General features: G+C 74.3%; 19 protein-coding genes. 11 read left to right on the top strand and 8 right to left on the bottom strand.

Features of this window, described 5'->3' with window-relative positions; translation table 11 throughout:
• From AKI01S_RS52055 to AKI01S_RS37990, 6 genes are all read left to right on the top strand, one after another.
• Positions 1-466 (top strand): hypothetical protein (locus tag AKI01S_RS52055; protein WP_218009979.1); only part of this gene is annotated, 466 nt, incomplete at its 5' end.
• A 38-nt stretch (positions 467-504) separates the two neighbouring features.
• The gene (locus AKI01S_RS52060) at positions 505-675 is read left to right on the top strand and encodes a hypothetical protein (protein WP_169814087.1); all 171 of its coding nucleotides are present in this window, start codon (positions 505-507) and stop codon (positions 673-675) included.
• Between the two features lie 18 nt (positions 676-693).
• Positions 694-1,251 (top strand): hypothetical protein, encoded by a 558-nt coding sequence (locus AKI01S_RS37975; protein ID WP_084000651.1) that lies wholly within the window; start codon positions 694-696, stop codon positions 1,249-1,251.
• Positions 1,252-1,310: 59 nt separating this feature from the next.
• Entirely contained in the window at positions 1,311-1,601 is a 291-nt protein-coding gene (locus tag AKI01S_RS37980) for a DUF6412 domain-containing protein (protein ID WP_067829406.1), read from the top strand.
• 53 nt (positions 1,602-1,654) lie between these two features.
• Complete coding sequence (locus AKI01S_RS37985) at positions 1,655-2,350, top strand: YidC/Oxa1 family membrane protein insertase (RefSeq protein WP_067829409.1); 696 nt, start codon at positions 1,655-1,657, stop codon at positions 2,348-2,350.
• Positions 2,351-2,392: 42 nt separating this feature from the next.
• Positions 2,393-3,712 carry a cytochrome P450 gene (locus tag AKI01S_RS37990; RefSeq protein WP_067829413.1) on the top strand — a complete coding sequence of 440 codons (1,320 nt, stop codon included), beginning with the start codon at positions 2,393-2,395 and terminating at the stop codon, positions 3,710-3,712.
• A gap of 7 nt (positions 3,713-3,719) precedes the next feature.
• Here AKI01S_RS37990 and AKI01S_RS37995 read toward each other — a convergent pair whose 3' ends face one another.
• Positions 3,720-4,964, bottom strand: a complete 1,245-nt coding sequence (locus AKI01S_RS37995; protein WP_067829416.1) for an amidohydrolase — start codon at positions 4,962-4,964, stop codon at positions 3,720-3,722.
• Positions 4,965-5,043: 79 nt separating this feature from the next.
• The gene (locus tag AKI01S_RS38000) at positions 5,044-6,408 is read right to left on the bottom strand and encodes a lipase family protein (RefSeq protein ID WP_067829420.1); all 1,365 of its coding nucleotides are present in this window, start codon (positions 6,406-6,408) and stop codon (positions 5,044-5,046) included.
• A gap of 132 nt (positions 6,409-6,540) precedes the next feature.
• Between AKI01S_RS38000 and AKI01S_RS38005 the strand changes: the two genes are divergently transcribed.
• Positions 6,541-7,722, top strand: coding sequence for an FAD-dependent monooxygenase (locus AKI01S_RS38005; protein WP_084000652.1), 1,182 nt, complete (start codon positions 6,541-6,543; stop codon positions 7,720-7,722).
• 75 nt (positions 7,723-7,797) lie between these two features.
• Here the strand turns inward: AKI01S_RS38005 and AKI01S_RS38010 are convergent, their stop codons facing one another.
• The gene (locus AKI01S_RS38010) at positions 7,798-8,892 is read right to left on the bottom strand and encodes an acyl-CoA dehydrogenase family protein (protein ID WP_157420463.1); all 1,095 of its coding nucleotides are present in this window, start codon (positions 8,890-8,892) and stop codon (positions 7,798-7,800) included.
• Complete coding sequence (locus AKI01S_RS38015) at positions 8,889-10,091, bottom strand: acyl-CoA dehydrogenase family protein (protein ID WP_157420464.1); 1,203 nt, start codon at positions 10,089-10,091, stop codon at positions 8,889-8,891. The genes AKI01S_RS38010 and AKI01S_RS38015 overlap by 4 nt, the downstream gene beginning before the upstream one ends.
• A gap of 110 nt (positions 10,092-10,201) precedes the next feature.
• On the opposite strand from AKI01S_RS38015, the gene AKI01S_RS38020 reads away from it, so the two are divergent.
• Positions 10,202-11,527, top strand: coding sequence for a hypothetical protein (locus tag AKI01S_RS38020; RefSeq protein WP_067829426.1), 1,326 nt, complete (start codon positions 10,202-10,204; stop codon positions 11,525-11,527).
• Here the strand turns inward: AKI01S_RS38020 and AKI01S_RS38025 are convergent.
• Both AKI01S_RS38025 and valS read right to left on the bottom strand, forming a co-directional pair.
• On the bottom strand, positions 11,512-12,396 hold the full coding sequence (locus AKI01S_RS38025; protein WP_067829428.1) for a metal-dependent hydrolase: 885 nt from the start codon (positions 12,394-12,396) through the stop codon (positions 11,512-11,514). The genes AKI01S_RS38020 and AKI01S_RS38025 overlap by 16 nt on opposite strands.
• Before the next feature lie 136 nt (positions 12,397-12,532).
• A complete protein-coding gene (valS, locus tag AKI01S_RS38030) occupies positions 12,533-15,070 on the bottom strand; it encodes a valine--tRNA ligase (protein WP_067829431.1) in 2,538 nt (845 codons plus the stop codon).
• A gap of 127 nt (positions 15,071-15,197) precedes the next feature.
• Here valS and AKI01S_RS38035 point away from each other — a divergent pair, with 127 nt between their 5' ends.
• Both AKI01S_RS38035 and AKI01S_RS38040 read left to right on the top strand, forming a co-directional pair.
• Positions 15,198-15,485 (top strand): DUF4235 domain-containing protein, encoded by a 288-nt coding sequence (locus AKI01S_RS38035; protein WP_067829434.1) that lies wholly within the window; start codon positions 15,198-15,200, stop codon positions 15,483-15,485.
• A gap of 97 nt (positions 15,486-15,582) precedes the next feature.
• Positions 15,583-16,182, top strand: a complete 600-nt coding sequence (locus AKI01S_RS38040) for a maleylpyruvate isomerase family mycothiol-dependent enzyme (RefSeq protein WP_067829438.1) — start codon at positions 15,583-15,585, stop codon at positions 16,180-16,182.
• Positions 16,183-16,283: 101 nt separating this feature from the next.
• On the opposite strand, the gene AKI01S_RS38045 is transcribed toward AKI01S_RS38040, so the two are convergent.
• Together AKI01S_RS38045 and AKI01S_RS38050 are read right to left on the bottom strand one after the other, a co-directional pair.
• Positions 16,284-17,060: a hypothetical protein gene (locus AKI01S_RS38045; RefSeq protein WP_245681943.1), complete on the bottom strand. Its 777-nt coding sequence runs from the start codon at positions 17,058-17,060 to the stop codon at positions 16,284-16,286.
• Between the two features lie 124 nt (positions 17,061-17,184).
• A complete protein-coding gene (locus tag AKI01S_RS38050; protein WP_067829483.1) occupies positions 17,185-17,481 on the bottom strand; it encodes a DUF4193 domain-containing protein in 297 nt (98 codons plus the stop codon).
• A gap of 543 nt (positions 17,482-18,024) precedes the next feature.
• Here AKI01S_RS38050 and AKI01S_RS38055 point away from each other — a divergent pair.
• The gene (locus AKI01S_RS38055) at positions 18,025-19,644 is read left to right on the top strand and encodes a serine/threonine-protein kinase (protein ID WP_067829441.1); all 1,620 of its coding nucleotides are present in this window, start codon (positions 18,025-18,027) and stop codon (positions 19,642-19,644) included.
• Positions 19,645-19,665: the final 21 nt, after the last annotated feature.

Raw genomic sequence — 19,665 nt, forward strand, 5'->3', positions numbered from 1 at the left:
GGCGCGCGCCCGGGTGGGCCGCCGGGGCGTGCTGGCGGGGCTGGCGGCGGCCGGGGCGGCGGTGGGGCTGAACGCCCTCGGCGTCTTCCCGCCCGCGCGGCAGGCCCTCGCCGCCGGGTACCGGGCCCCGGGCGGCTACCAGATCTACCCGCGCTGCCCCTCCTACGCCGCCAACCACAACTGCTCGCCCGGCTGCGGCCCCAGCGTGGTGTGCTCCGACTGCTGCCGGACCAGCGGCACGTACAAGGGCTACCACAAGTCCGGCAAGTCCCATCCCGGCAAGTACAAGCTGCGGCCCAACCAGTGCTACGGCGGCGGCTGGGACGGCTGGCTGTGGGCGTACTCGCGCCGCTGCGGGTCCTGCGCGCGGGGCGTGACGTGGCGGTGCCACGACGGGTGGAAGAAGTCCTCGCGCGGGAGCTGGTACAAGACCATCTGCCGTAAGGCGACGTCGTGCAGGAAGTGACGCCGTGCGGGAAGTGACACTGTGCGGGAAGTGACGCCGTGCGGGAGGTAGTCCCCGCCGGTCGACTGCGCCGGGCCCTGACCGAGCCGCTGCTGCCGGTCCCGGTGCTGGCGCTGCTGGCCGTCGCGGCGGCGGCGCTGGACGCGACGGTGCTGTGCTGGGCGGCGGTCGGCGCGCTGGCGGGGTTCTCGCTGTCGGGCAGCGTTTGAACGCGTAACAGCGAGTCGGTGCTGTTCTCGCCAGGTTGGCGGGCCAACGTACGGCAGGGCGAGGTCCTGGCCGTCTTCGCCCTCGGGCTGCTGCTCGGGGGCGTGCTGAGCGGGGCGGTGGTCTGGGTGCTGTCCGGGCTGGCCGCGCCGCTCCCCGATACCGCGCGCACGGTGTCGATCCTGCTGGTCGCGGCGGTGGGGGTGGCGCGCGAGCTGGGCTGGGTCACGGTGCCGCTGCCGCAGAACGCGCGGCAGATCCCGCAGGAGGTGCTGCAGTTCCGGCTGCGGCGCGGGGCCCTGCAGTTCGGGTTCGAGATGGGCACCGGGGTGCGCACGTACGTGTCGGCGAGCGCGCCCTACGTGCTGGCGCTGGGGCTGCTGCTGAGCCACCAGGGGCTCGGGGCGTGCCTGGCGGTGGGCGCGGCGTTCGGCGCGGGCCGGGCGCTCAGCTCGGCGCTGACGTTCTGGGCGCGCGACCCGGACCGGGACGCGGCGATCGGCGCCCGCATGCCGTGGATCAGGAACGCGACGGCGCTGACCGCCCTGACCGCCCTGGCCCTGCTGTCGGCGCTCTGAGATCCGGCGGGAACCCGGGGAACCGGCCGTGCGTCGGGTAGGGCGAGGAGGGGACGTCCATGCTGCTGATCATCGCCGCGGTGCTGCGGCTGGTCGGCGTGGGCGCGTTCCCGGCCGACCTCGGCGGGATGGGCGTGTGGACCGCGCTGGCCACGGCCGGGGTGGCGGCGCTGCTGGTGCTGGCCGCCACGCTGCCCGTGCTGCGGCGGGAGCCGCGTTCGGCGCTGGCGCGGCTGCGGACGACGCTGCGGGAACGCACGCTGCGCACGGCGTTCCTGCCGCAGCGCGACCCGGACGCGGCGGGGCGGCCCCGGCCGAGAGCGCCCGGAGCGGGGATCGCGGCCGCCTGAGCGGCGGCCGGAAGGTCGACCGATCCCCCTTTTCCTCTCCGGAAGGCTTTTCGATGTTCTTGCTGGATGCCCCCGTGTCCGCCGCCCACGACCTGGTCGGCGGGCTGGCCGACGCGCTGTCCCCGGTCGCCGGGGACCTGGCGACCGCCGCCGCGATCGTCCTGTTCACCATGGGCGTGCGGCTGCTGCTGCTCCCGCTGTCCGTCGCGCAGGCGCGGGGCGAGCGCTCCCGGCAGCGGCTGCTGCCCAAGGTGCGGGAACTGCAGCGGAAGCACGCCAAGGACCCGCAGCTCCTCCAGCGCAAGACCCTGGAGCTGTACCGCGCCGAGGGAACGCCGCTGGCCGGGTGCCTGCCCGCGCTGGCGCAGCTGCCGTTCTTCACGGTCATGTACCGGCTATTCCTGTCGGCGACGGTCGCCGGGCACCAGAACCTCCTGCTCACCCACACGCTGCTGGCCGCGCCGCTCGGCCAGAACTGGATCGGCGTGCTCGGCGGCGGGATCCTGTCCCCGGCGTCGCTGGTGTTCCTGGGGCTGTTCGCGCTGCTGCTGGCCGTGGCGTGGGTGACGTCGCGGCGGGTCCCGGCGGACGCGCCGATGGCGGGCGTGCTGCGGCTGATGCCGTTCGGGACGGTGGCGGTGGCGGCGTTCGTCCCGCTGGCCGCCGGACTGTACCTGCTGGTGTCCACCGCCTGGACGGCCGTCGAGCGCGCCGTGCTGCACCGCCGGATCGTCGCGCCCGCCGCCTGATCCCCGCCCGAGCCCTTGACGCCGCCGCACCGCCTGGCTTCGATGGAACCGAACCCGATTCGGCTCCAAGGGCGGTGCGGTGTGACCACGGCGGTACGGCACGACATCAACCTGTCGGACATCGCGTTCTGGTCCCGGCCGCGCCGCGAGCGCGAGGCGGCGTTCGCGGCGCTGCGGGCCCGGGAGCGCCCGGTGTTCTTCCCGGAGCTGAAGCTGCCGTTCCTCGGCGGCGGGCCCGGCTACTGGGCGCTGGTGCGGCACGCCGACGTGGTGGAGGCCAGCCGCACCCCCGAGGTGTTCTCCAGCGAGCCGTGCTCCAACAGCATCGCCGACCTGCCGCCGTACCTGGCCCGCTACTTCGGCTCGATGATCAACATGGACGATCCGCGGCACGCCCGGATCCGCCGCGTGGTGTCGCGGGCGTTCACCCCGCGCATGCTGGCGAAGATGGAGACCGACCTCCAGGCGACCGCGACCCGCATCGTGGACGACGTGCTGCGCGAGGGGCCCGGCGACTTCGTCACCCGGGTCGCGGCGCGGCTGCCGTTGCAGGTGATCTGCGACATGGCGGGCGTCCCGGACCGCGACCGGCCGATGGTGTTCGACCGCTCCAACGTCATCCTGGGCCTCGGCGACCCCGAGTACACCGGCGGCCTCCGCCTCGCCGAGACCGGCGTCACCCGCACCGGCGTCTTCTACGGCCTCACCCGGGGCCTCACGGCGGGCTACGAGCTGAACCACCTGGCGATGAAGCTGGCCCGCAAGCGCCGCCGCGAACCCGGCGACGACCTGGTCTCGGCGCTGGTCACGGCCAATATCGACGGGGAGTCGCTGACCGACCAGGAGATCGGGTCGTTCTTCATCCTGCTGGTGGTGGCGGGCAACGAGACCACGCGCAACGCGATGTCCCACGGCCTGAAACTGCTGACCGACCACCCCGACCAGCGCGAGCTGCTGCTCGGCGACTTCGACCGGTACATCCCCGGCGCGGTCGAGGAGATCGTCCGCATGGCGACCCCGGTCATCCAGTTCCGCCGCACCCTCACCCGCGACCACGAGATGAACGGCCACCTCTACCGCGAGGGCGACAAGGTCCTGCTGTTCTACAACTCGGCCAACCGCGACGAGGAGGTCTTCGCCAACGCCGGCGCGTTCGACATCACGCGCTCCCCCAACCCGCACGTGGGCTTCGGCGGCCCCGGCCCCCACTTCTGCCTCGGCGCGAACCTGGCCCGCCGCGAGATCACCGTGATGTTCCGCGAGCTGTTCACGCGCCTGCCGGAGATCCGCTCCGCGGGCCGCCCCGACCACCTGTTCTCCAACTTCATCAACGGGATCAAGCACCTGCCGTTCACCTACTGACCCCCGGTCAGGGGGTGTCCAGCCAGGTCAGGGCGGCGACGGTCAGGGCCTGCACGCCCGTGGTGAGGGTCGGCTCCAGGACCGGCGCGAAACGCGGCGAGTGGTTGAACGGCGGCAGCCGCCCCTCGGCCGCGGCCTCGGCGAACGCCCGCGGGTCGGCCCCGCCCCAGAACCAGAACACCGTCGGCACCCCGAGCGCCTCGCCGTACCGGCCGACGTCCTCGCTGGCCGCGAGCGGCGGGAGCGGCACCACCCGGTCGGCCCCGAACCGCTCGCGGAACGCCTCGGCCGTCACGGCGGTGGCCCGCGGGTCGCTGACCAGCACGGGCGCGCCGGTCTTCCAGGCGAACGCGGGCTCCCGGTCGGCTCCGCTGGCGGCGGCCTCGGCGCGCACGACGCGCTCCACGGCGGCGCGGACCCGGTCCCGGACCGCCGGGTCGAAGCTGCGGACGCCGATCCCCAGCTCGGCGGTGTCGGGGATGACGTTGTCCTTGGTTCCGGCGTGCAGCCGCCCGACGGTGAGCACGACCTTCTCGTGGTGCGGCACCTCGCGCGCGACGATGCCCTGGAGCCGCATCACCACGGCGGCGGCCATCACGACGGGGTCGACGGCGTCCTCGGGCCGCGCCCCGTGGCCGCCGCGGCCGAACAGCGTCACCTGGACGGAGTCGCCGGCGGCCATGACGGGGCCCTCGCCGTACCCGACCGTTCCGGCGGGCAGCGGGGCGACGTGCTGCCCGAGCACCACCTCCGGCCGGGGGAAGCGCTCGAACAGCCCGTCGTCGATCATGTCCTGGGCGCCGCGCACCAGCTCCTCGGCGGGCTGGAACACCGCGAGCACCGTGCCGGACCACGCCGCGCGGCCCCGCGCCAGCGTCTCCAGCGCCCCGAGCAGGCAGGCGACGTGCATGTCGTGCCCGCAGGCGTGCATGACCGGCACCTCGGCTCCGGACTCGTCCACGCCCCGCGCGGTGCTCGCGTACGGCAGCCCGGTCTCCTCGGCGACCGGGAGGGCGTCCATGTCGGCCCGGAGCATGACCACGGGGCCGTCGCCGTTGCGCAGCACGGCGACGACCCCGGTGCCGCCGATCCCGGTGGCGACCTCGCAGCCCAGCGGTCCGAGCGCGGCGGCGACCCGGCCGGCGGTGCGGTGTTCGTGCAGGGAGAGTTCGGGGTGCCGGTGCAGGTCCCGGTAGACCTCCCCGAGCCGTTCGGCGAGCTCGGGCGTCCAGTGCCGCAACACGTCCCGCACAGATCTCCCCCGCGTTCGAAGGCGGTGCCCGCGGTTTCCCCGGCGCTACGAGCAGTGCCCTGCCGGGGAGCCGGGGAAACTACCGGTCCGCCGGGGGGTCGGTGACGACGCGCCGGCCCTGCATCCCCTGGACGACGCTGAGCAGGAAGTGCGGGACGTCCCTGGTCGCCTCGGGGGTCAGCAGGGTCGAGGGGATCGTGCGGGTGGAGCACCCGGCGGGGTCGGGCAGGGTGCCGTCGAGACGCCGGGTCAGCCAGCTCAGCACCGCCGGGCCGCCGGTCACCGCCAGCGAGCCGTGGCTGCTGACCTGCTCGCGGGTGTAGGTGATCTTCGTGCCGCGCGCGCAGTAGCCCCGGACGGCGCGGTCGGCCCCGTCGACCGGGATCAGCTCGTCGTGGACGGCGTGGTAGACGAACATCGGCGCGGTCGGGGCCGTCTTCCCGAGGTCGTGCCGCTCCAGCGCCTCCCGCACCTCGGGGCGGTCCAGCAGCGTCCGCAGCGGGACCGTCAGGTACCGGTCGGCGTCGAAGAACAGGTACCGCAGCACGTTCGGCCCCACGCACTGGGTGGTGCTCCTGGCCAGCAGCGCCCTGCCCTCGGGGGTGAGGTACCGGTCGGCGATGCGCGCCAGGTCGGGGTTGGAGCGCAGCACGCCCGGCAGCACCGAGGCGATGAGCCCGCCGCCGTACCCGCCGTTGATCTTCAGCAGGGCCTGGCCGAAGTCGGTCACGAAGCCGCCGACCGCGACGCCCCTGACGTTCAGCTCGGGCGCGTAGCCGGGCTGCGTCTCGGCGGCCCAGCCGGAAGCCAGGGAGCCGCCGGAGTAGCCCCAGATCCCGACCGGGGTCCGGCTGCCGGGCAGGTCCAGCGGGGCGAAGCGCTGGGCGGCGCGCACGCCGTCCAGGATCGCGTAGCCGGGCTGCTTCGGCGCGCCGAACTGGCTGTCGGGGCCCTGGTAGTCGGGCACCGAGACGGCGAAGCCGTTGGCGACGACGGAGTCGGCCAGCAGGATCTCCAGGTTGCCGGTCACGCCGTCCAGCGGGTTGCCCAGGCGGATGGCGTGCGAGGGGGCGCAGTGCGGCGCGGACGAGTCCTGGGCGATCTGGTAGGACACCAGGCCCTTGGGCGCGCCGCCGGACGGGCGCAGGACGGTCGTCACCGTCGCCATCGGCCGTCCGTGCTGGTCGGCCGTGCGGTACAGCAGCTGCCACGCCTCGACCGGCTGGGGCAGCAGGGAGAGCGCGGCGGTCTGCACGCGGCGGGAGCGCAGGACCGTGCCGGGCGCGGTGCCCTCGTACCCGGCGGGCGGCGTGTAGAAGGCGTCGGGGACGGCGGTGCGCGGTGGGATGGGGCCGCGCGGCTGGGCGTGGGCGGGGGCGGGGGCGGCGGTGAGGGTGGCGAGCAGAGCGGTGATGCCGACGGCGGCGGTGGTCCGCAGGCGCATGGGAGCTCCAGGAGAAGAGTGGTAAGAGAGCGAACCACATTGTTCGCCGCTATTAGCGTCACTGTCAATAAGTGATCCGCCGCGGCGCGCCGGTTAACGTGGGGGCGGGCGGCCCGAACCCTGGAGGCTGTCATGCCCCTGACCGATACGCGTGTGGCCGTCGTGGGCGGAAGCGTCGCCGGATGCGCGGTGGCCGTCGCGTTGCGGAACGCCGGATGCGAGCCCACCGTCTTCGAACGCAGCCGGGGCGAGCTCCTGGACCGGGGCGCCGGGATCACGATGCCCGTCCCGGTGCGGGACGCCCTGGTCACCGCCGGGTACCTGGACGCGGACCTGCCGACGATCCCCATCACCGCGATCGACTGGCTCGTCCGGGCCCCGGGCGGCGACGGCGGGCGGCGCGTCGGGGAGCAGCCCTTCCCCGCGCTCGCCACGAACTGGGCCGTCCTGTGGCGCGCCCTGCGCGCGCGGGTGCCCGAGGGGACGTACCGGGCCGGGCGCGCGGTGGTGGCGGTCGCGCCCGGCGGCCCGGCGGTCACCCTGGACGACGGGTCGGTCGAACGGTTCGACGCCGTGGTCGGCGCGGACGGCTACCGCTCCCTGGTCCGCGCGCTGCTGGGATCGCCGGTCGGGCCCTCCTACGCCGGGTACGTGCTGTGGCGCGGGGACCTCCCCCAGGACGCGTCCCGCTGGCCGATCACCGACCGGGCCGTCGCCGTGGGCTTCCCGCGCGGGCACGCGGTCTTCTACCGGATGCCGGACCCGGCGGGCGCGGGCGAGCGCCTCAACTGGGGCCTGTACGCCCCGCCGCCGCCCGGCCTGACCGCCGGGCACGCGATGTCACTGCCCCGCGGCTCGCTCGGCGACGGGCTCGTGGCGGAGGTGCGGCGGCTCGCCGCCGAGGCGCTGCCGCCCGTGTGGGCCGAGGCGGTGCGCGCGACGCCGCGTTCGCTGCTGCACGTCCAGCCGATCTACGACCAGACCGTGCCCGCCTACGCGGACGGGCGGGTGCTGCTGGCGGGCGACGCCGGGGCGCTGGCCCGGCCGCACACCGGCAGCGGGGCGGTCAAGGCGATGCAGGACGCGCTCGCGCTGGAGCGGGCGTGCCGGGAGGAGGACTCCTGGGAGAGGGCGGCGGCGCGCTACGACGCCGAGCGCAGGACGTTCGGCAACGCCCTGGTCGAGTTCGGGCGCGCCCTCGGCCGCCAGCGCGTCGAGGCCGTCCCCGACCTGGCCCGCATGTCGCCGGAGGGGTTCGCGGCCTGGCTGAACGCCTCGCTCGACGGCCAGCAGAACCCCTACACCCCCCGCTGACCCCGCACGACGGGCGGCCGGGCGGGACGGACGGGGTGCGCGCCGTCCGCCCCGCCCGGGGTCCGCGGGGGCCGGTCAGACCAGCAGGCCGAGGCGTTCGGCCAGGCGGGCGCGGTGGTGGCGGGGCGCTCCCAGCAGGAGCTCGTCGCCCTTGGCGCGCTTGTAGTACAGGTGCGCGTCGTGCTCCCAGGTGAAGCCGATGCCGCCGTGCAGCAGCAGATGGTCGCGGGCGACCTGGAAGTAGGCGCGGCCCAGGTAGGACTGGGCGAACGCGGCGGCGACCGGCAGCTCCCCGGGCGCCTCGTCGGCGGCCCAGGCGGCGTGCCGGGCGACCGCCTCGGCCTGCTCCAGCACGCAGTGCATGTCGGCCAGCCTGTGCTTGACGCCCTGGAAGGACCCCACGTACCGCCCGAACTGCACCCGCAGCTTCGCGTACTCCACGATCGCGTCCAGGCAGCGCCGCATCCCGCCGAGCTGCTCGGCGGCCAGCGCGACCGCCGCCAGGTCCAGCGCGCGGGCGACGGCCTCCCCCGCGTCCCCGGGACCGATCCGCCGGGCCGGGACGCCGTCGAAGTCGAGGCGCGCCTGGGGGCGGGTCAGGTCGAGGACGTTCAGGGGCGTGCGGGTCAGCCCGGCCGCGTCCCCCTCGACGGCGAACAGGCCGAGCGGGGAGTCCCCCTCCCCCGTCGCCGCGGCCACGACGACCAGGCCGGCGTCGGCGCCGTTCAGCACGCGCGGCGCGGTCCCGTGCAGCGCCCCGTCGCGCAGGCGGGCGCGCGGGTCGCCGGGGACGGGCACCGTGAACGTCGCCACCGTCGCACCGGAGGCGATGCCGGGCAGCAGGTCCTTGGCCGCCGCGCCGTCGCCGGAGGCGAGCAGGGCCCCGGTCGCCAGGACCGTCGCCAGCAGCGGCGAGGGGGTGAGCGCCGCGCCCAGCTCCTCCAGCGCGGCGGCCAGGTCGGCGTGGCCCGCCCCGGAGCCGCCGTACTCCTCGGGGACGATCAGCCCCGCCAGGCCCAGCTCGCCCGACAGCCGCTCCCACAGCCGCGCGTCGTAGGAGGCGTCCGACTCGGCGACCCGCCGCACCTCCGCCATCGGCGCGTGGTCGGCCAGGAACGCGCGCACCGCGGCGGCCAGGTCCCTCTGCTCCTCGGTCGGGATCAGCCTCACCGGTCCGCCTCCTTCGCCTGCGTGCCGACCTTCAGGTCCTTGAACGGAACGGCGCGGTCCACCTGCGGCTCGCGGGGCAGGCCGAGGACGCGGTCGCCGATGATGTTGCGCATGATCTCGTTGGTGCCGCCGCCGAGGGCCATGCCGGGGCCCCACGCCAGCGCCCGCGCGATCCGTCCCTCGTCGTCGTGGGCGACGGTGTCGGGGCCGAGGATCTCGCTGGCGGCGTCGGCGCCGTCCAGGGTGAGGTCGGCCAGCAGCAGCTTCACCACCGAGCCGCGCGCGCCGGGCTGGATCCCGGCCTTGACCTCCTGCGACATCTTCGCGTTCAGCAGGTCGAACGCGCGTTCCCGGAGGTAGAGGTCCACCAGCCGCTCCCGGACGGCGGGGTCGGCCAGCAGGCCGCGCTCGGCCGCCGCCCGCCGCAGCGCGGCGAACGAGGCGGGCCGTTCGGTGCGGGCCGCGCCCATGCCGATCGACACGCGTTCGTGCAGCAGGGTCGTCACGGCCGCCGACCAGCCGCCGTTGACCTCGCCGACGACGTTCTCGGCGGGCACCCGCACGTCGTCGAAGAAGATCTCGTTGAAGTGGGACTCGCCGGTCATGTCGCGCAGCGGCCGGACCGTCACGCCCGGGTCGTGCATGTCGATCACGAACATCGTGATGCCCTGGTGCTTGGGCACGTCCGGGTCGGTGCGGGCGATCAGCAGCCCGCGGTCGGCCTGCCGGGCGACCGACGTCCACACCTTCTGCCCGTTGACGACCCAGTGGTCGCCGTCGCGGACCGCGCGGGTCTGCAGCGACGCCACGTCCGAGCCCGCGCCCGGCTCGGAGAACATCTGGCACCAGATCTCCTCGCCGCGCAGCAGCGGCGGGAGGTAGCGCCGCTTCTGCTCCTCGGTGCCGATCGACAGCAGCGTCGGCCCGCACATCCCAAGGCCGATGCCGAACACGCCGACCGGGAGCGTGAAGTCGCTCGCGGCCTGCTGGAACGCGCGCTCCTCGGCCGCCGACAGCCCCTGCCCCCCGTACTCGACGGGCCAGGTGATGCCGGAGTACCCGGCGTCGTACAGGTCGGCCATGAAGGCGCGGGCGTCGTCCAGGCCCGGGTCGGGCGGCAGCCCGGCGGTGCGGGACTCCAGCCACGCGCGCGCCGTCCGCCGGTATTCGTCGATGTCCGGGGGGCTGGTGGAGGTCACGGAGCGGCTCCTGCGGGAGACGGAGATCAGTGAACACTTACGTTAGTGCCCCGCCGTCCGGAACGTAAGTCGCCACCGGGCCGTCACCGGCCCGCGCTAGGGTCGCCGGCATGCCGGACGTTCCCGATCACGTGCCCGCCGACCGACACGACGCGCTGCTCGACCGGATCACCGAGGAGATCCGCGCCCAGGCCCCGGAGGGGTGGCGGCGGGTGAGCCTCGTCGCGCTGCGGGTCGGGGACCTGTCGCGGAACGCGTTCACGCTGCTCATGGCCGACAAGTCGGGCCGGTCCCACCCGTGGCGGGTCGAGGGGGTCGACGAGGCGCTGACCGGGCTGCGCGAGCTGTGGCGCCGGCCCGGTCGCGGCACCTGGCTGACGGCACGGCTGATCTTCGACGGGCCGCGGGGCGCGACGGCGTTCCACCCCTCCTACGACCGCGAGCCGTCGTGGAGCACGCCCCCGTCCGCCGAGGACCTGGCCCGCGAGCTGGAGCTGTTCCCCCGCGACGACGCGCACGTGCCCGGCTGGATGCGCGCCCGGCTCGGCCTGCCGCCCGCCGCCGCGCCCGCCCCGGACCGGCTCGCCGCGACCGACGCGATCGCGGAGGTCCTGGCGTGGGTCCTGCCCCCGGACTGGCGGGAGGCGGCCGTGGAGTACCGCGCGGTCGGCGACCACGAAGAGATCGACGGCCGGGTCCACACGATCTTCGAGCAGAGCGGCCCGTTCACCCCGCCGCCGGAGGTCGCCGCGCTGTTCGCCCGGCTGCGCGCCGCCGAGAACGGCTCCTGGCACGTCGCCCGCCTCGGCCTCGCCCACCCCGGCGGCGCCATCCTGACCGTGGACCGCAGCCACCCGCCGCGGTGGTGGAACGCCCCGGACCCGGCGGAGTTCCGCCGGGAGACCGAGCGCTTCCCCGACCAGGAGACCCGTCCCGCCTGGCTGACCGGCGGGCCCGTCGATCCCGGCCCGACGTCGCAGATCGGCTGGCAGCCCGGACCCGGCGCGGCCCCCTGCACCGCCGTCGAGGCGCGGCTGATGGAACGGGTGAGGCGCGCGCTGATCGCGTCCGTGCCCGACGACGTGCAGCACGTCCAGGTCGTCGGCAACGGGATCGGCACGCGGGTCGTGGCCAGCGTCATGGCGTACTCGTGGTCGCTGGGCAACCGGTTCCTGGCCCCGCCGGAGGAGGTGGTGGCGGCGCTGACGGAGCTGCGGCGGGAGATGCTGCGCGACGACGCGGGCTGGTACTCCTTCCAGATCGACATGCAGCCGGACCACGGCGTGCGGTTCGGCTTCTACAGCAGGCCCGCACAGGGCTGGGCGGAGAACCCGCCGCCGGACGAGGCGTGCCGCGAGGATCTGGCGATGTACGGCGATCCGGCCAGGGCCCCGGCGTGGCTGCGCGAGCGCGTCGCCGCTCAGGAGGCCTTGTAGCCCGCCGCGAGCGCCGCCGGGGACGTCGCCAGGTAGTCCAGGGCCTTCCGCGTGGAGCACTCCGCCGAGGGGTGGTAGTCGCGCCGCAGGTAGGCCCGTGCCGCCGCGATCATGAAGCGGTTGCTCGGGAAGATCCCGCGCCGCACCGCCCGCCGGTAGTCGCGCACGCGCGGCCGGACGCCCTTCAGCGTCGGGTCGGCGTGGCAGAGGTAGGCCGCGCCCAGGTAGACCGTGAGCGGCAGTGCCAGCACCCCGGCGAAGAACGTGAGGAACCGCCTCCAGTACGCCCCCGACACGTACTGGTACACGTCGAACGCGACCGACCGGTGCTCGACCTCCTCGGCCCCGTGCCAGCGCAGCAGGTCCATCATCGTGGGGTCCGCGCCCGCCGCGTCCAGCTCGTGGGCGTCCAGGATCCACTGGCCGAGCACGGCGGTGTAGTGCTCGATCCCGGCGATCACGCCGACCCGGAAGCTCAGCCACTGCCGCCGCGTGACCAGCGGGATCGGGGGCCGGTCCCCCAGCAGGTTCTGGAACAGCCACTCGATGCGGGCGGTCAGCGGACGCGGATCCAGCCCGCCCGCGAGCATGTGCCGGTCGAGGACGCCCTGGTGGGAGTAGGCGTGCACGGCCTCCTGCCCCATGAACCCCCTGACCTCGGCGCGCAGCCGCTCGTCCTCGATCAGCGGGAGCGTCTGCTTGTAGACGTGGACGAACCAGCGCTCCCCGGCGGGCAGCAGCAGGTGCAGCACGTTGATGAAGTGCGTGGCGACCGGCTCGCCCGGGATCCAGTGCAGCGGGGTGCCCTCCCAGTCGAACCGCACCCGCCGGGGGGCGATGACCGGATGCCTCTCGTCGATCTCACCCATCGCACGACCCTTCGCCATATTGGACTAGATGTCCAATATGGCGACGCCGCCGGACGGAAGTCAAGCCGCGCGACGACGCCGGCCGCCCCCGCCCGGGAGCGACCGGCGTTCCCCGCGAACGTCAGCCCGGCGAACGTCAGCCCTGCGGCTGTTCGGCGAACTCGACCGCGACGGTCAGGTCGCCCCCGCCCTCGCGCAGGTCCAGGTCCGCGATGCGCCCGGCGGCCCGCAGGTCCCCCGCCACGCCGGCCAGCTCGCCCGCCCGCGTCCCGGCGACCGTCGCCGCCGCGACCTCGGCGCGCATCGACAGCCGGGCGTCGGACTTGGCCTTGCGGACCTGCCGCAGCGCCTCGGCCGCGACCGCCAGCAGCGTCGCGTCGCCGCCGTCCGGGAGCTCCCCGGCCGCGGGCCAGGACGCCCGGTGCACCGAGCCCTCCCGCCACCACGACCAGACCTCCTCGGTGACGAACGGCAGGAACGGCGCGAACAGCCGCAGCATCACCGACAGCGCCGTGTTCAGCGCCGCCCGCGCCGAGGCCGCCTCCGCGCCCTCCCCGTAGGCGCGCTGCTTGACCAGCTCCAGGTAGTCGTCGCAGAACTCCCAGAAGAACCGCTCGGTCCGCTCCAGCGCCCGCGTGTAGTCATGGCCGTCGAACGCCGCGGTGGCCTCGGCGACGACCCCGCGCAGCCCCGCCAGCATCGCCAGGTCCAGCGGGCACCGGATCTCGTCGTCCGGCCGCACCTCGCCGAAGCCCAGGACGAACTTCGACGCGTTCAGGATCTTGATGGCGAGACGGCGCCCGACCTTGATCTGGCCGGTGTCGAACGCGGTGTCGGTGCCCGGCCGCCCGTTGGCCGCCCAGTACCGGACCGCGTCGGAGCCGTACTCCTCCAGCAGCGAGATCGGCGTGACGACGTTGCCCTTGGACTTGGACATCTTCTTGCGGTCGGGGTCCAGGATCCACCCCGACAGCGCCACGTCGCTCCACGGCAGCGACCCGTGCTCCAGGTGCGCGCGGACGACCGTGGAGAACAGCCAGGTCCGGATGATGTCGTGCGCCTGGGGCCGCAGGTCGAACGGGAACACCCGGCCGAACAGGTCCGGGTCGCGCTCCCACCCGCCCGCGATCTGCGGGGTCAGCGATGACGTCGCCCAGGTGTCCATGATGTCGGGGTCGCCGGCGAAGCCGTTCGGCTCGCCGCGCTGCTCCTCGGTGTAGCCGGGCGGGACGTCGGTGTACGGGTCGACCGGCAGCGCCGACTCGTCCGGGACGATCGGCCGGTCGTGGTCGGGCTCGCCGTTCCCGTCCAGCGGGTACCAGACCGGGATCGGGACGCCGAAGAACCGCTGCCGCGAGATCAGCCAGTCCCCGGCCAGGCCCTCGACCCAGTTGTCGTAGCGGCCCTTCATGTACGCCGGGTGCCACCTCAGCTCGTCGCCGCGCGCCAGCAGCTTCTCCCGCAGGTCGGCGTCGCGGCCGCCGTTGCGGATGTACCACTGCCGGGTGGTGACGATCTCCAGGGGCTTGGAGCCCTTCTCGTAGAACTTCACCGGCCGGGTGATCCTTCGGGGCTCTCCGTCCAGGTCGCCGGACTCGCGCAGCAGCTCCACGACGCGCTCCTTGGCGGAGAAGACGGTCTTCCCGGCCAGCTCGTCGTAGGGGTGCGCCGGGACGCCCTCCGGGGGCTCCCCGGCCAGCCGGCCGTCCCAGCCGACGACCGCGCGGGTGGGCAGGTCCAGCTCCCGCCACCAGGTGACGTCGTTGACGTCGCCGAACGTGCAGACCATCGCGATGCCCGAGCCCTTGTCCGGCTCGGCCAGCCGGTGCGCCAGGACCGGGACCTCGACGCCGAACAGCGGCGTCCGCACCGTCGTGCCGAACAGCGGGCGGTACCGCTCGTCGTCGGGGTGCGCGACCAGCGCGACGCACGCGGGCAGCAGCTCCGGCCGCGTGGTCTCGATGAGGACCGGCCCCTCCGGCCCGTGGAACCGCAGCCGGTAGAACGCACCCGGATGGTCGCGGTCCTCCAGCTCCGCCTGCGCGACGGCGGTGCGGAACGTGACGTCCCACAGCGTCGGGGCCTCGGCCAGGTACGCCTCGCCGCGCGCCAGGTTACGCAGGAAGGCCCGCTGCGACGCCGCCCGCGACCCGTCCCCGATCGTCGTGTAGAGCAGGCTCCAGTCGACCGACAGGCCGACCCGCCGCCACATCTCCTCGAACGCCTTCTCGTCGATCGCGGTGAGCCGCTCGCACAGCTCGATGAAGTTCCGCCGCGAGATCGGGACCTGGCGCTTGGGGTCGGGCTCGTCCGGCGGCTCGAACGACGGGTCGTAGGGCAGCGACGGGTCGGTGCGGACGCCGAAGTGGTTCTGGACGCGCCGTTCGGTGGGCAGGCCGTTGTCGTCCCAGCCCATGGGGTAGAAGACGGCGCGCCCCCGCATCCGCTGGTAGCGGGCGACGGTGTCGGTGTGCGTGTAGGAGAAGACATGCCCGACGTGCAGCGACCCCGAGACGGTCGGGGGCGGGGTGTCGATGGAGAAGACCTCGTCACGGGGCCGGTCCCGGTCGAACCGGTAGGTCCCGTCCTCGTCCCAGCGGCGTACCCACTTCTCCTCCAGGCCGTCCAGCGAGGGCTTGGAGGGAACGTTCGGTGTACGCGGCTGTCCTGTCATGGGCCAATGGTATTGGGCCTGCGTGACGCCGCATCCGAATATCGCCGCGCGGCGGCCGACGCCGTCCGCGTTTGAGATCGCGACGTTCCGGTAGCGTCTGGGACAACGGCATGACGGGAGGACTGTGATGGCGGACAAGGGCGATATCGGCTGGCGGGTGCTGGCCGGCGGTTCCGCGTTCGCCGGCGGGTTCGTCGCCAAGAAGGCGATCGCGCTGGCGTGGAAGAAGACCACCGGCAAGGAGCCGCCGACCAACCCCGAATCCCCCGAGGTCGCGCTGAGCGAGGCCATCGGCTGGATCGTGGTGATGGGCATCGGCATGGAGGTCGCGCGGCTGCTGGCCACCCGTGCGGCGGCCCGGCAGTGGGCCAAGAGCACCGGCACGCTGCCCTCGCACCTCAAGGCCGAGGTGTAGCCGGGGCGATCTCATTGGACCGGGGGTCCAGTCGGCCCCCGGCCCGGCCCTGCGTATCGTGGTCGTTCCCGGAGTCGTCACGAAGGGACCGACCACGATGCGCCCCCTCGACAAGCTCAGGCTTCCCTACGAGAACGCGCTGCGGGCCGAGCGCCACCGCCTGGTCGAGACCCTCGAAGGGCTCTCGGACGACGACTTCGACGCCGGGACCACGCTGTGCGCCGAGTGGGCGCCGCGCGACGTGCTCGGCCACGTGATCGGGCTGGACTACTTCCTGTCCTCGTACCTGCCCCACGGGCTCCGCGTCAACGACGCCAACCAGGCGCAGGCCGACCGGGCGCGCGCGGTGTCCCGCGAGCGGCTCATGGAGTGGGCGCGGCACTGGGCCGACCGCCCCAGCACCACCAGCCGGTTCGGCGCCGGGGTCCTGCTCGGCGACCTCGGCGTACACCACCAGGACATCGTGCGCGGCCTCGGCCTGACGCGGCAGGTCCCCGACGACGTCGCGGGCGCCATCTTCCGCGAGGGGCTCCAGCTCAGCCTGTGGATGAACCGGCGGGTGCTGCGGCACCGGCTCGTTCCCACCGACGGGCACCGGCCGGTCGGGCGCGGCCCGGAGGTGCGCGGCACGCGCGAGGCCCTCGGCATGTGGCTGTGCGGCCGCGACTCGGTGCGCGGCGAGCTGGAGTTCGCCTGAGGTGAACGGCGCGCGGCCGCGCCGGGGGACGGAAGGCCCCGGCGCGGCCGCGCGGACGTGTCGATGGGACGTTTCGGTGGGACGTGTCGGTGGGAGGCGTGTCAGGAGGAGCCGAGCGCGGGGGGTTCGCCCGGCAGCGGGGCGGGGGCCCCGGCGGTCCTGCGGAGGTCGTCGCGGACGGTGGTGGCGAGCTTCTTGGTGGCGGTGCGGTTGAGCGCCGCCCCGGCCGCCGCCCCCGTCAGGAACGGACCCATGGTCGTCATGCTGCGCCCGAGCGTGCGCAGCAGGCGCTTGCGCAGGGCCACCTTGGCGGCCGACCCCAGCGCGCCGGTGAACGTCCCGGTCTCCAGCGGGTTGATGCCGCGCTGCCTGGCCCAGGAGGTCAGGAACGCGGCGGCGCGCGTCGCGCCGGAGCCGTGCACCCGCACCCCGTACACCTCGTGGAGCTCCGCGATGAGCTTGACCTCGATCGCGGCGACCACCAGTGTCTCGGCGGCGAGCTGGGCGGGCGCCGACAGCAGCAGGGGCGGGGCGGTGAACTGGACGGCCGCCAGCGCGCCGCCCGCCGCCCCGACGGCGGTGGTCCCGTTGACGGCGACCCGGACCAGGTTGTCGGCGAGGTCCTCGCCGGACAGCCCGCGGTGGTGGGCGCGCAGTGTCTCCAGGTCCCGGACGGGGATGTGCGGCGCGGCGGCGATGAGCAGGTCGCCCAGCCACCGGCCGCGCGCCACTCCCGCGGCGCCCGCCCGGCGGGCGCTGCCGCCCAGCAGCCGGGCCAGGCGGCCGAGCAGCCGGCCGCGGGTCTCCCGGTCCATGGACTCGTCGGCGGCGAGCCGTCCGATCAGCTCGCCGATCTCCGCGTCCTCCCGGTCGGGCACCGCGTCCCCGCCGGACGCCTGGTGGGGCGCGGCGTCGCGGTGGGGCGCCGCGTCCCGGCCGGGTTCCGCGGACGGCGCGTGGTCGGGCTGGTGTTCGGGACCTTCCGTCACCGGCGGCCCCCCGTCAGGCGGCGCACTCGCGGCAGACCGGCTGGCCGTTCTTCTCGCTGGCCAGCTGGCTGCGGTGGTGCACCAGGAAGCAGCGGGTGCAGGTGAACTCGTCGGCCTGCCGCGGAACGACCCGGAAGGTCAGCTCCTCGTTCGACAGGTCGGCGCCCGGCAGCTCGGCGACCTCGCCGGCGTCCAGGTCCTCGTCGATGATGCTCGCGGCCTTGTCGGCACGGCGCGCCTGGAGCTCCTGGAGGCTGTCCTCACTCAGGTCGTCGTCCGTCTTCCGCGGGCTGTCGTAATCCGTCGCCATCTTCTTCTCCATCCCCCTCGATGCTTTATGCGCCCCGTCGCGCGGATCTAACGCACGGGGGGCCGAACTTGTGCCCGATCCGGGCGGGAAATTCTGTCACGGGCGGTGAGCTGCGACACACAAGGCGCGACCGGCCCCACGCGTGACACCGCACACCCTTGCAGGCCCACAAAATGTGGTTTACGTCACATATCCGGCGGATTGTCACGGTATGAAGCAGTGCCACGACACCCGCCGTCCTTCCCACGGCGGCGGGATCATATCGGTACCGGCGGCGTTGTGCGCGCCAACGGGCTTTCCCGCCTCCCCGCGCGGCGGTCCGGACGCGGGAGGGCGGCCGGGATCGGCCCCCGTCCGGACCGATCGCTCTTCCGGCTGAACCAGACGCTTCGGTGAAACGTCTGAACTAACGCGATATCGTGCCCGCCTGAGGTTGGGGCGGGCCCCAGTCGGGGGTTCCGCCGGAAACAGACGCGAAACGACCCGCCGAGGGGCCCCGATCAACACGCGGGCACAACACACTGCGGGTCACTGGAGGCTCACATGCCGGATGCCGCTCCCCTGGAGCCAGGCGATCCCCGGGCGCTGGGACAGTACGAGATCGTCGGGCGACTCGGCGCGGGCGGGCAGGGCGCGGTCTTCCTCGGCCGGGCCCCGGGCGGACAGCACGTCGCCGTCAAGCTGCTGCACGCCCAGATGGCCTCCGATCCCGCCGCCCGCGCCCGCTTCATCCGCGAGGTGACGGCGGCGCAGAAGGTCGAGGCGTTCTGCACGGCCAAGGTGCTGGACGCCGACGTGCACGGCGACCAGCCCTACGTCATCAGCGAGTTCATCGACGGGCCGTCGCTGCACGACGTGGTGGCGCACAACGGCCCCTTCGACGCCGCCGGCCTGGAACGGCTGGCGATCGGCACCGCGACCGCCCTGGCCGCCATCCACGAGGCCGGGATCGTCCACCGCGACTTCAAGCCGAACAACGTCATGCTGGCCTCCGACGGCCCCCGCGTGGTCGACTTCGGCATCGCCCGCACCGTCAACTCCCAGGAGAGCGCGGTCACCGCGACCGGCATGGTCGTCGGCACCCCCGGCTACCTGGCGCCCGAGCAGCTCACCGGGGCGCCGCTGACCCCGGCGGTGGACATCTTCGCCTGGGGCGCGACCATGGTGTTCGCCGCCACGGGGCAGTCGCCGTTCGAGGCCGACACCCTCCCGGTGATCATCAACAAGATCCTCAACGACGAGCCGGACCTGTCGCGCATCCCGGCCGGCCCGGTGCGCGACCTGATCGGCCGCTGCCTGTCCAAGGACGCGGGCCTGCGCCCCCCGGCGGCGCAGCTGCTGATCAACCTGCTGGAGGCCGTCGGCGCGGCCCCGTCCCGGCAGGCCGACGCGGAGGACCTGCTGGACCAGGGCACCCGGATCGCGGCGCAGCTGCCGATGCCGCCGGCCCCGCAGCGGCCCCACCCGCAGCAGTCGATCACGCCCCCGCCGATGCCGATGCACGGCGGGGCCACCCCGCCGCCCCCGCAGCAGCACATCACCCCGCCGCCGATGCCGATGTACCAGAACGCGGGGATGCAGCAGCCTCCGCCTCCGCAGCAGATGCCGCCGATGCAGGGCGGGATGCCGCAGGGGCCGCGGCCGCCCTACGCGCCGCCGCCCCCGCGGCGCTCCTCCTCGGGACCCGCGATCGCCATCGGCTGCGGCGTGCTCGCGCTGGTCGCGCTGGTCGTGGTGGTCGCGCTGATCGTGATCGCCAACAAGGACGACGACCCCGATCCCTACACGCTGCCGACCTACTCGCCGTCCCCGTCGCGGACCTACGGCGGCGGTGACATCGACACCGGGATGATCGGCGTCTGGAACGGCACCGGGCGGCAGGAGGGCAAGACGTTCAACGTGCAGTTCGCGGTGCTGAGCACCGGCGGCACCGCGCGCTACACCTACACCGACGGCACGCCGACCTGCATCACCAAGACCACGCTGACGTCGGGCAGCACCGCCGTCGGCAGCACCCGCGCGGAGTTCAGCGAGACGCCGCTGACCACCGGGAACCACTGCGCGGCGGGCACGCTGACGTTCACCAAGTTCGGCGCGAAGAACATGAGCTGGACCTGGCGCGGCACCAGCGGCGGCAGCGCCTCCGGCTCGGTCTCCAAGTAACCGCACCACCCGCCCGGCGGC

Origin of the sequence: Actinomadura kijaniata NBRC 14229 (assembly GCF_001552175.1) — a bacterium.
GTDB lineage: Bacteria > Actinomycetota > Actinomycetes > Streptosporangiales > Streptosporangiaceae > Spirillospora > Spirillospora kijaniata.

What these genes read in the sequence shown, in the direction of transcription:
- AKI01S_RS38040 (WP_067829438.1), top strand. Translation starts at nt 15,583, where the DNA reads ATGCGCCCCCTCGACAAGCTCAGGCTTCCCTACGAGAACGCGCTGCGG.
- AKI01S_RS38035 (WP_067829434.1), top strand. Translation starts at nt 15,198, where the DNA reads ATGGCGGACAAGGGCGATATCGGCTGGCGGGTGCTGGCCGGCGGTTCC.
- AKI01S_RS38020 (WP_067829426.1), top strand. Translation starts at nt 10,202, where the DNA reads ATGCCGGACGTTCCCGATCACGTGCCCGCCGACCGACACGACGCGCTG.
- AKI01S_RS37990 (WP_067829413.1), top strand. Translation starts at nt 2,393, where the DNA reads ATGGAACCGAACCCGATTCGGCTCCAAGGGCGGTGCGGTGTGACCACG.
- AKI01S_RS38055 (WP_067829441.1), top strand. Translation starts at nt 18,025, where the DNA reads ATGCCGGATGCCGCTCCCCTGGAGCCAGGCGATCCCCGGGCGCTGGGA.
- AKI01S_RS37980 (WP_067829406.1), top strand. Translation starts at nt 1,311, where the DNA reads ATGCTGCTGATCATCGCCGCGGTGCTGCGGCTGGTCGGCGTGGGCGCG.
- valS (WP_067829431.1), bottom strand. Translation starts at nt 15,070, where the DNA reads ATGACAGGACAGCCGCGTACACCGAACGTTCCCTCCAAGCCCTCGCTG.
- AKI01S_RS38005 (WP_084000652.1), top strand. Translation starts at nt 6,541, where the DNA reads ATGCCCCTGACCGATACGCGTGTGGCCGTCGTGGGCGGAAGCGTCGCC.
- AKI01S_RS38050 (WP_067829483.1), bottom strand. Translation starts at nt 17,481, where the DNA reads ATGGCGACGGATTACGACAGCCCGCGGAAGACGGACGACGACCTGAGT.
- AKI01S_RS38025 (WP_067829428.1), bottom strand. Translation starts at nt 12,396, where the DNA reads ATGGGTGAGATCGACGAGAGGCATCCGGTCATCGCCCCCCGGCGGGTG.
- AKI01S_RS38000 (WP_067829420.1), bottom strand. Translation starts at nt 6,408, where the DNA reads ATGCGCCTGCGGACCACCGCCGCCGTCGGCATCACCGCTCTGCTCGCC.
- AKI01S_RS37985 (WP_067829409.1), top strand. Translation starts at nt 1,655, where the DNA reads ATGTTCTTGCTGGATGCCCCCGTGTCCGCCGCCCACGACCTGGTCGGC.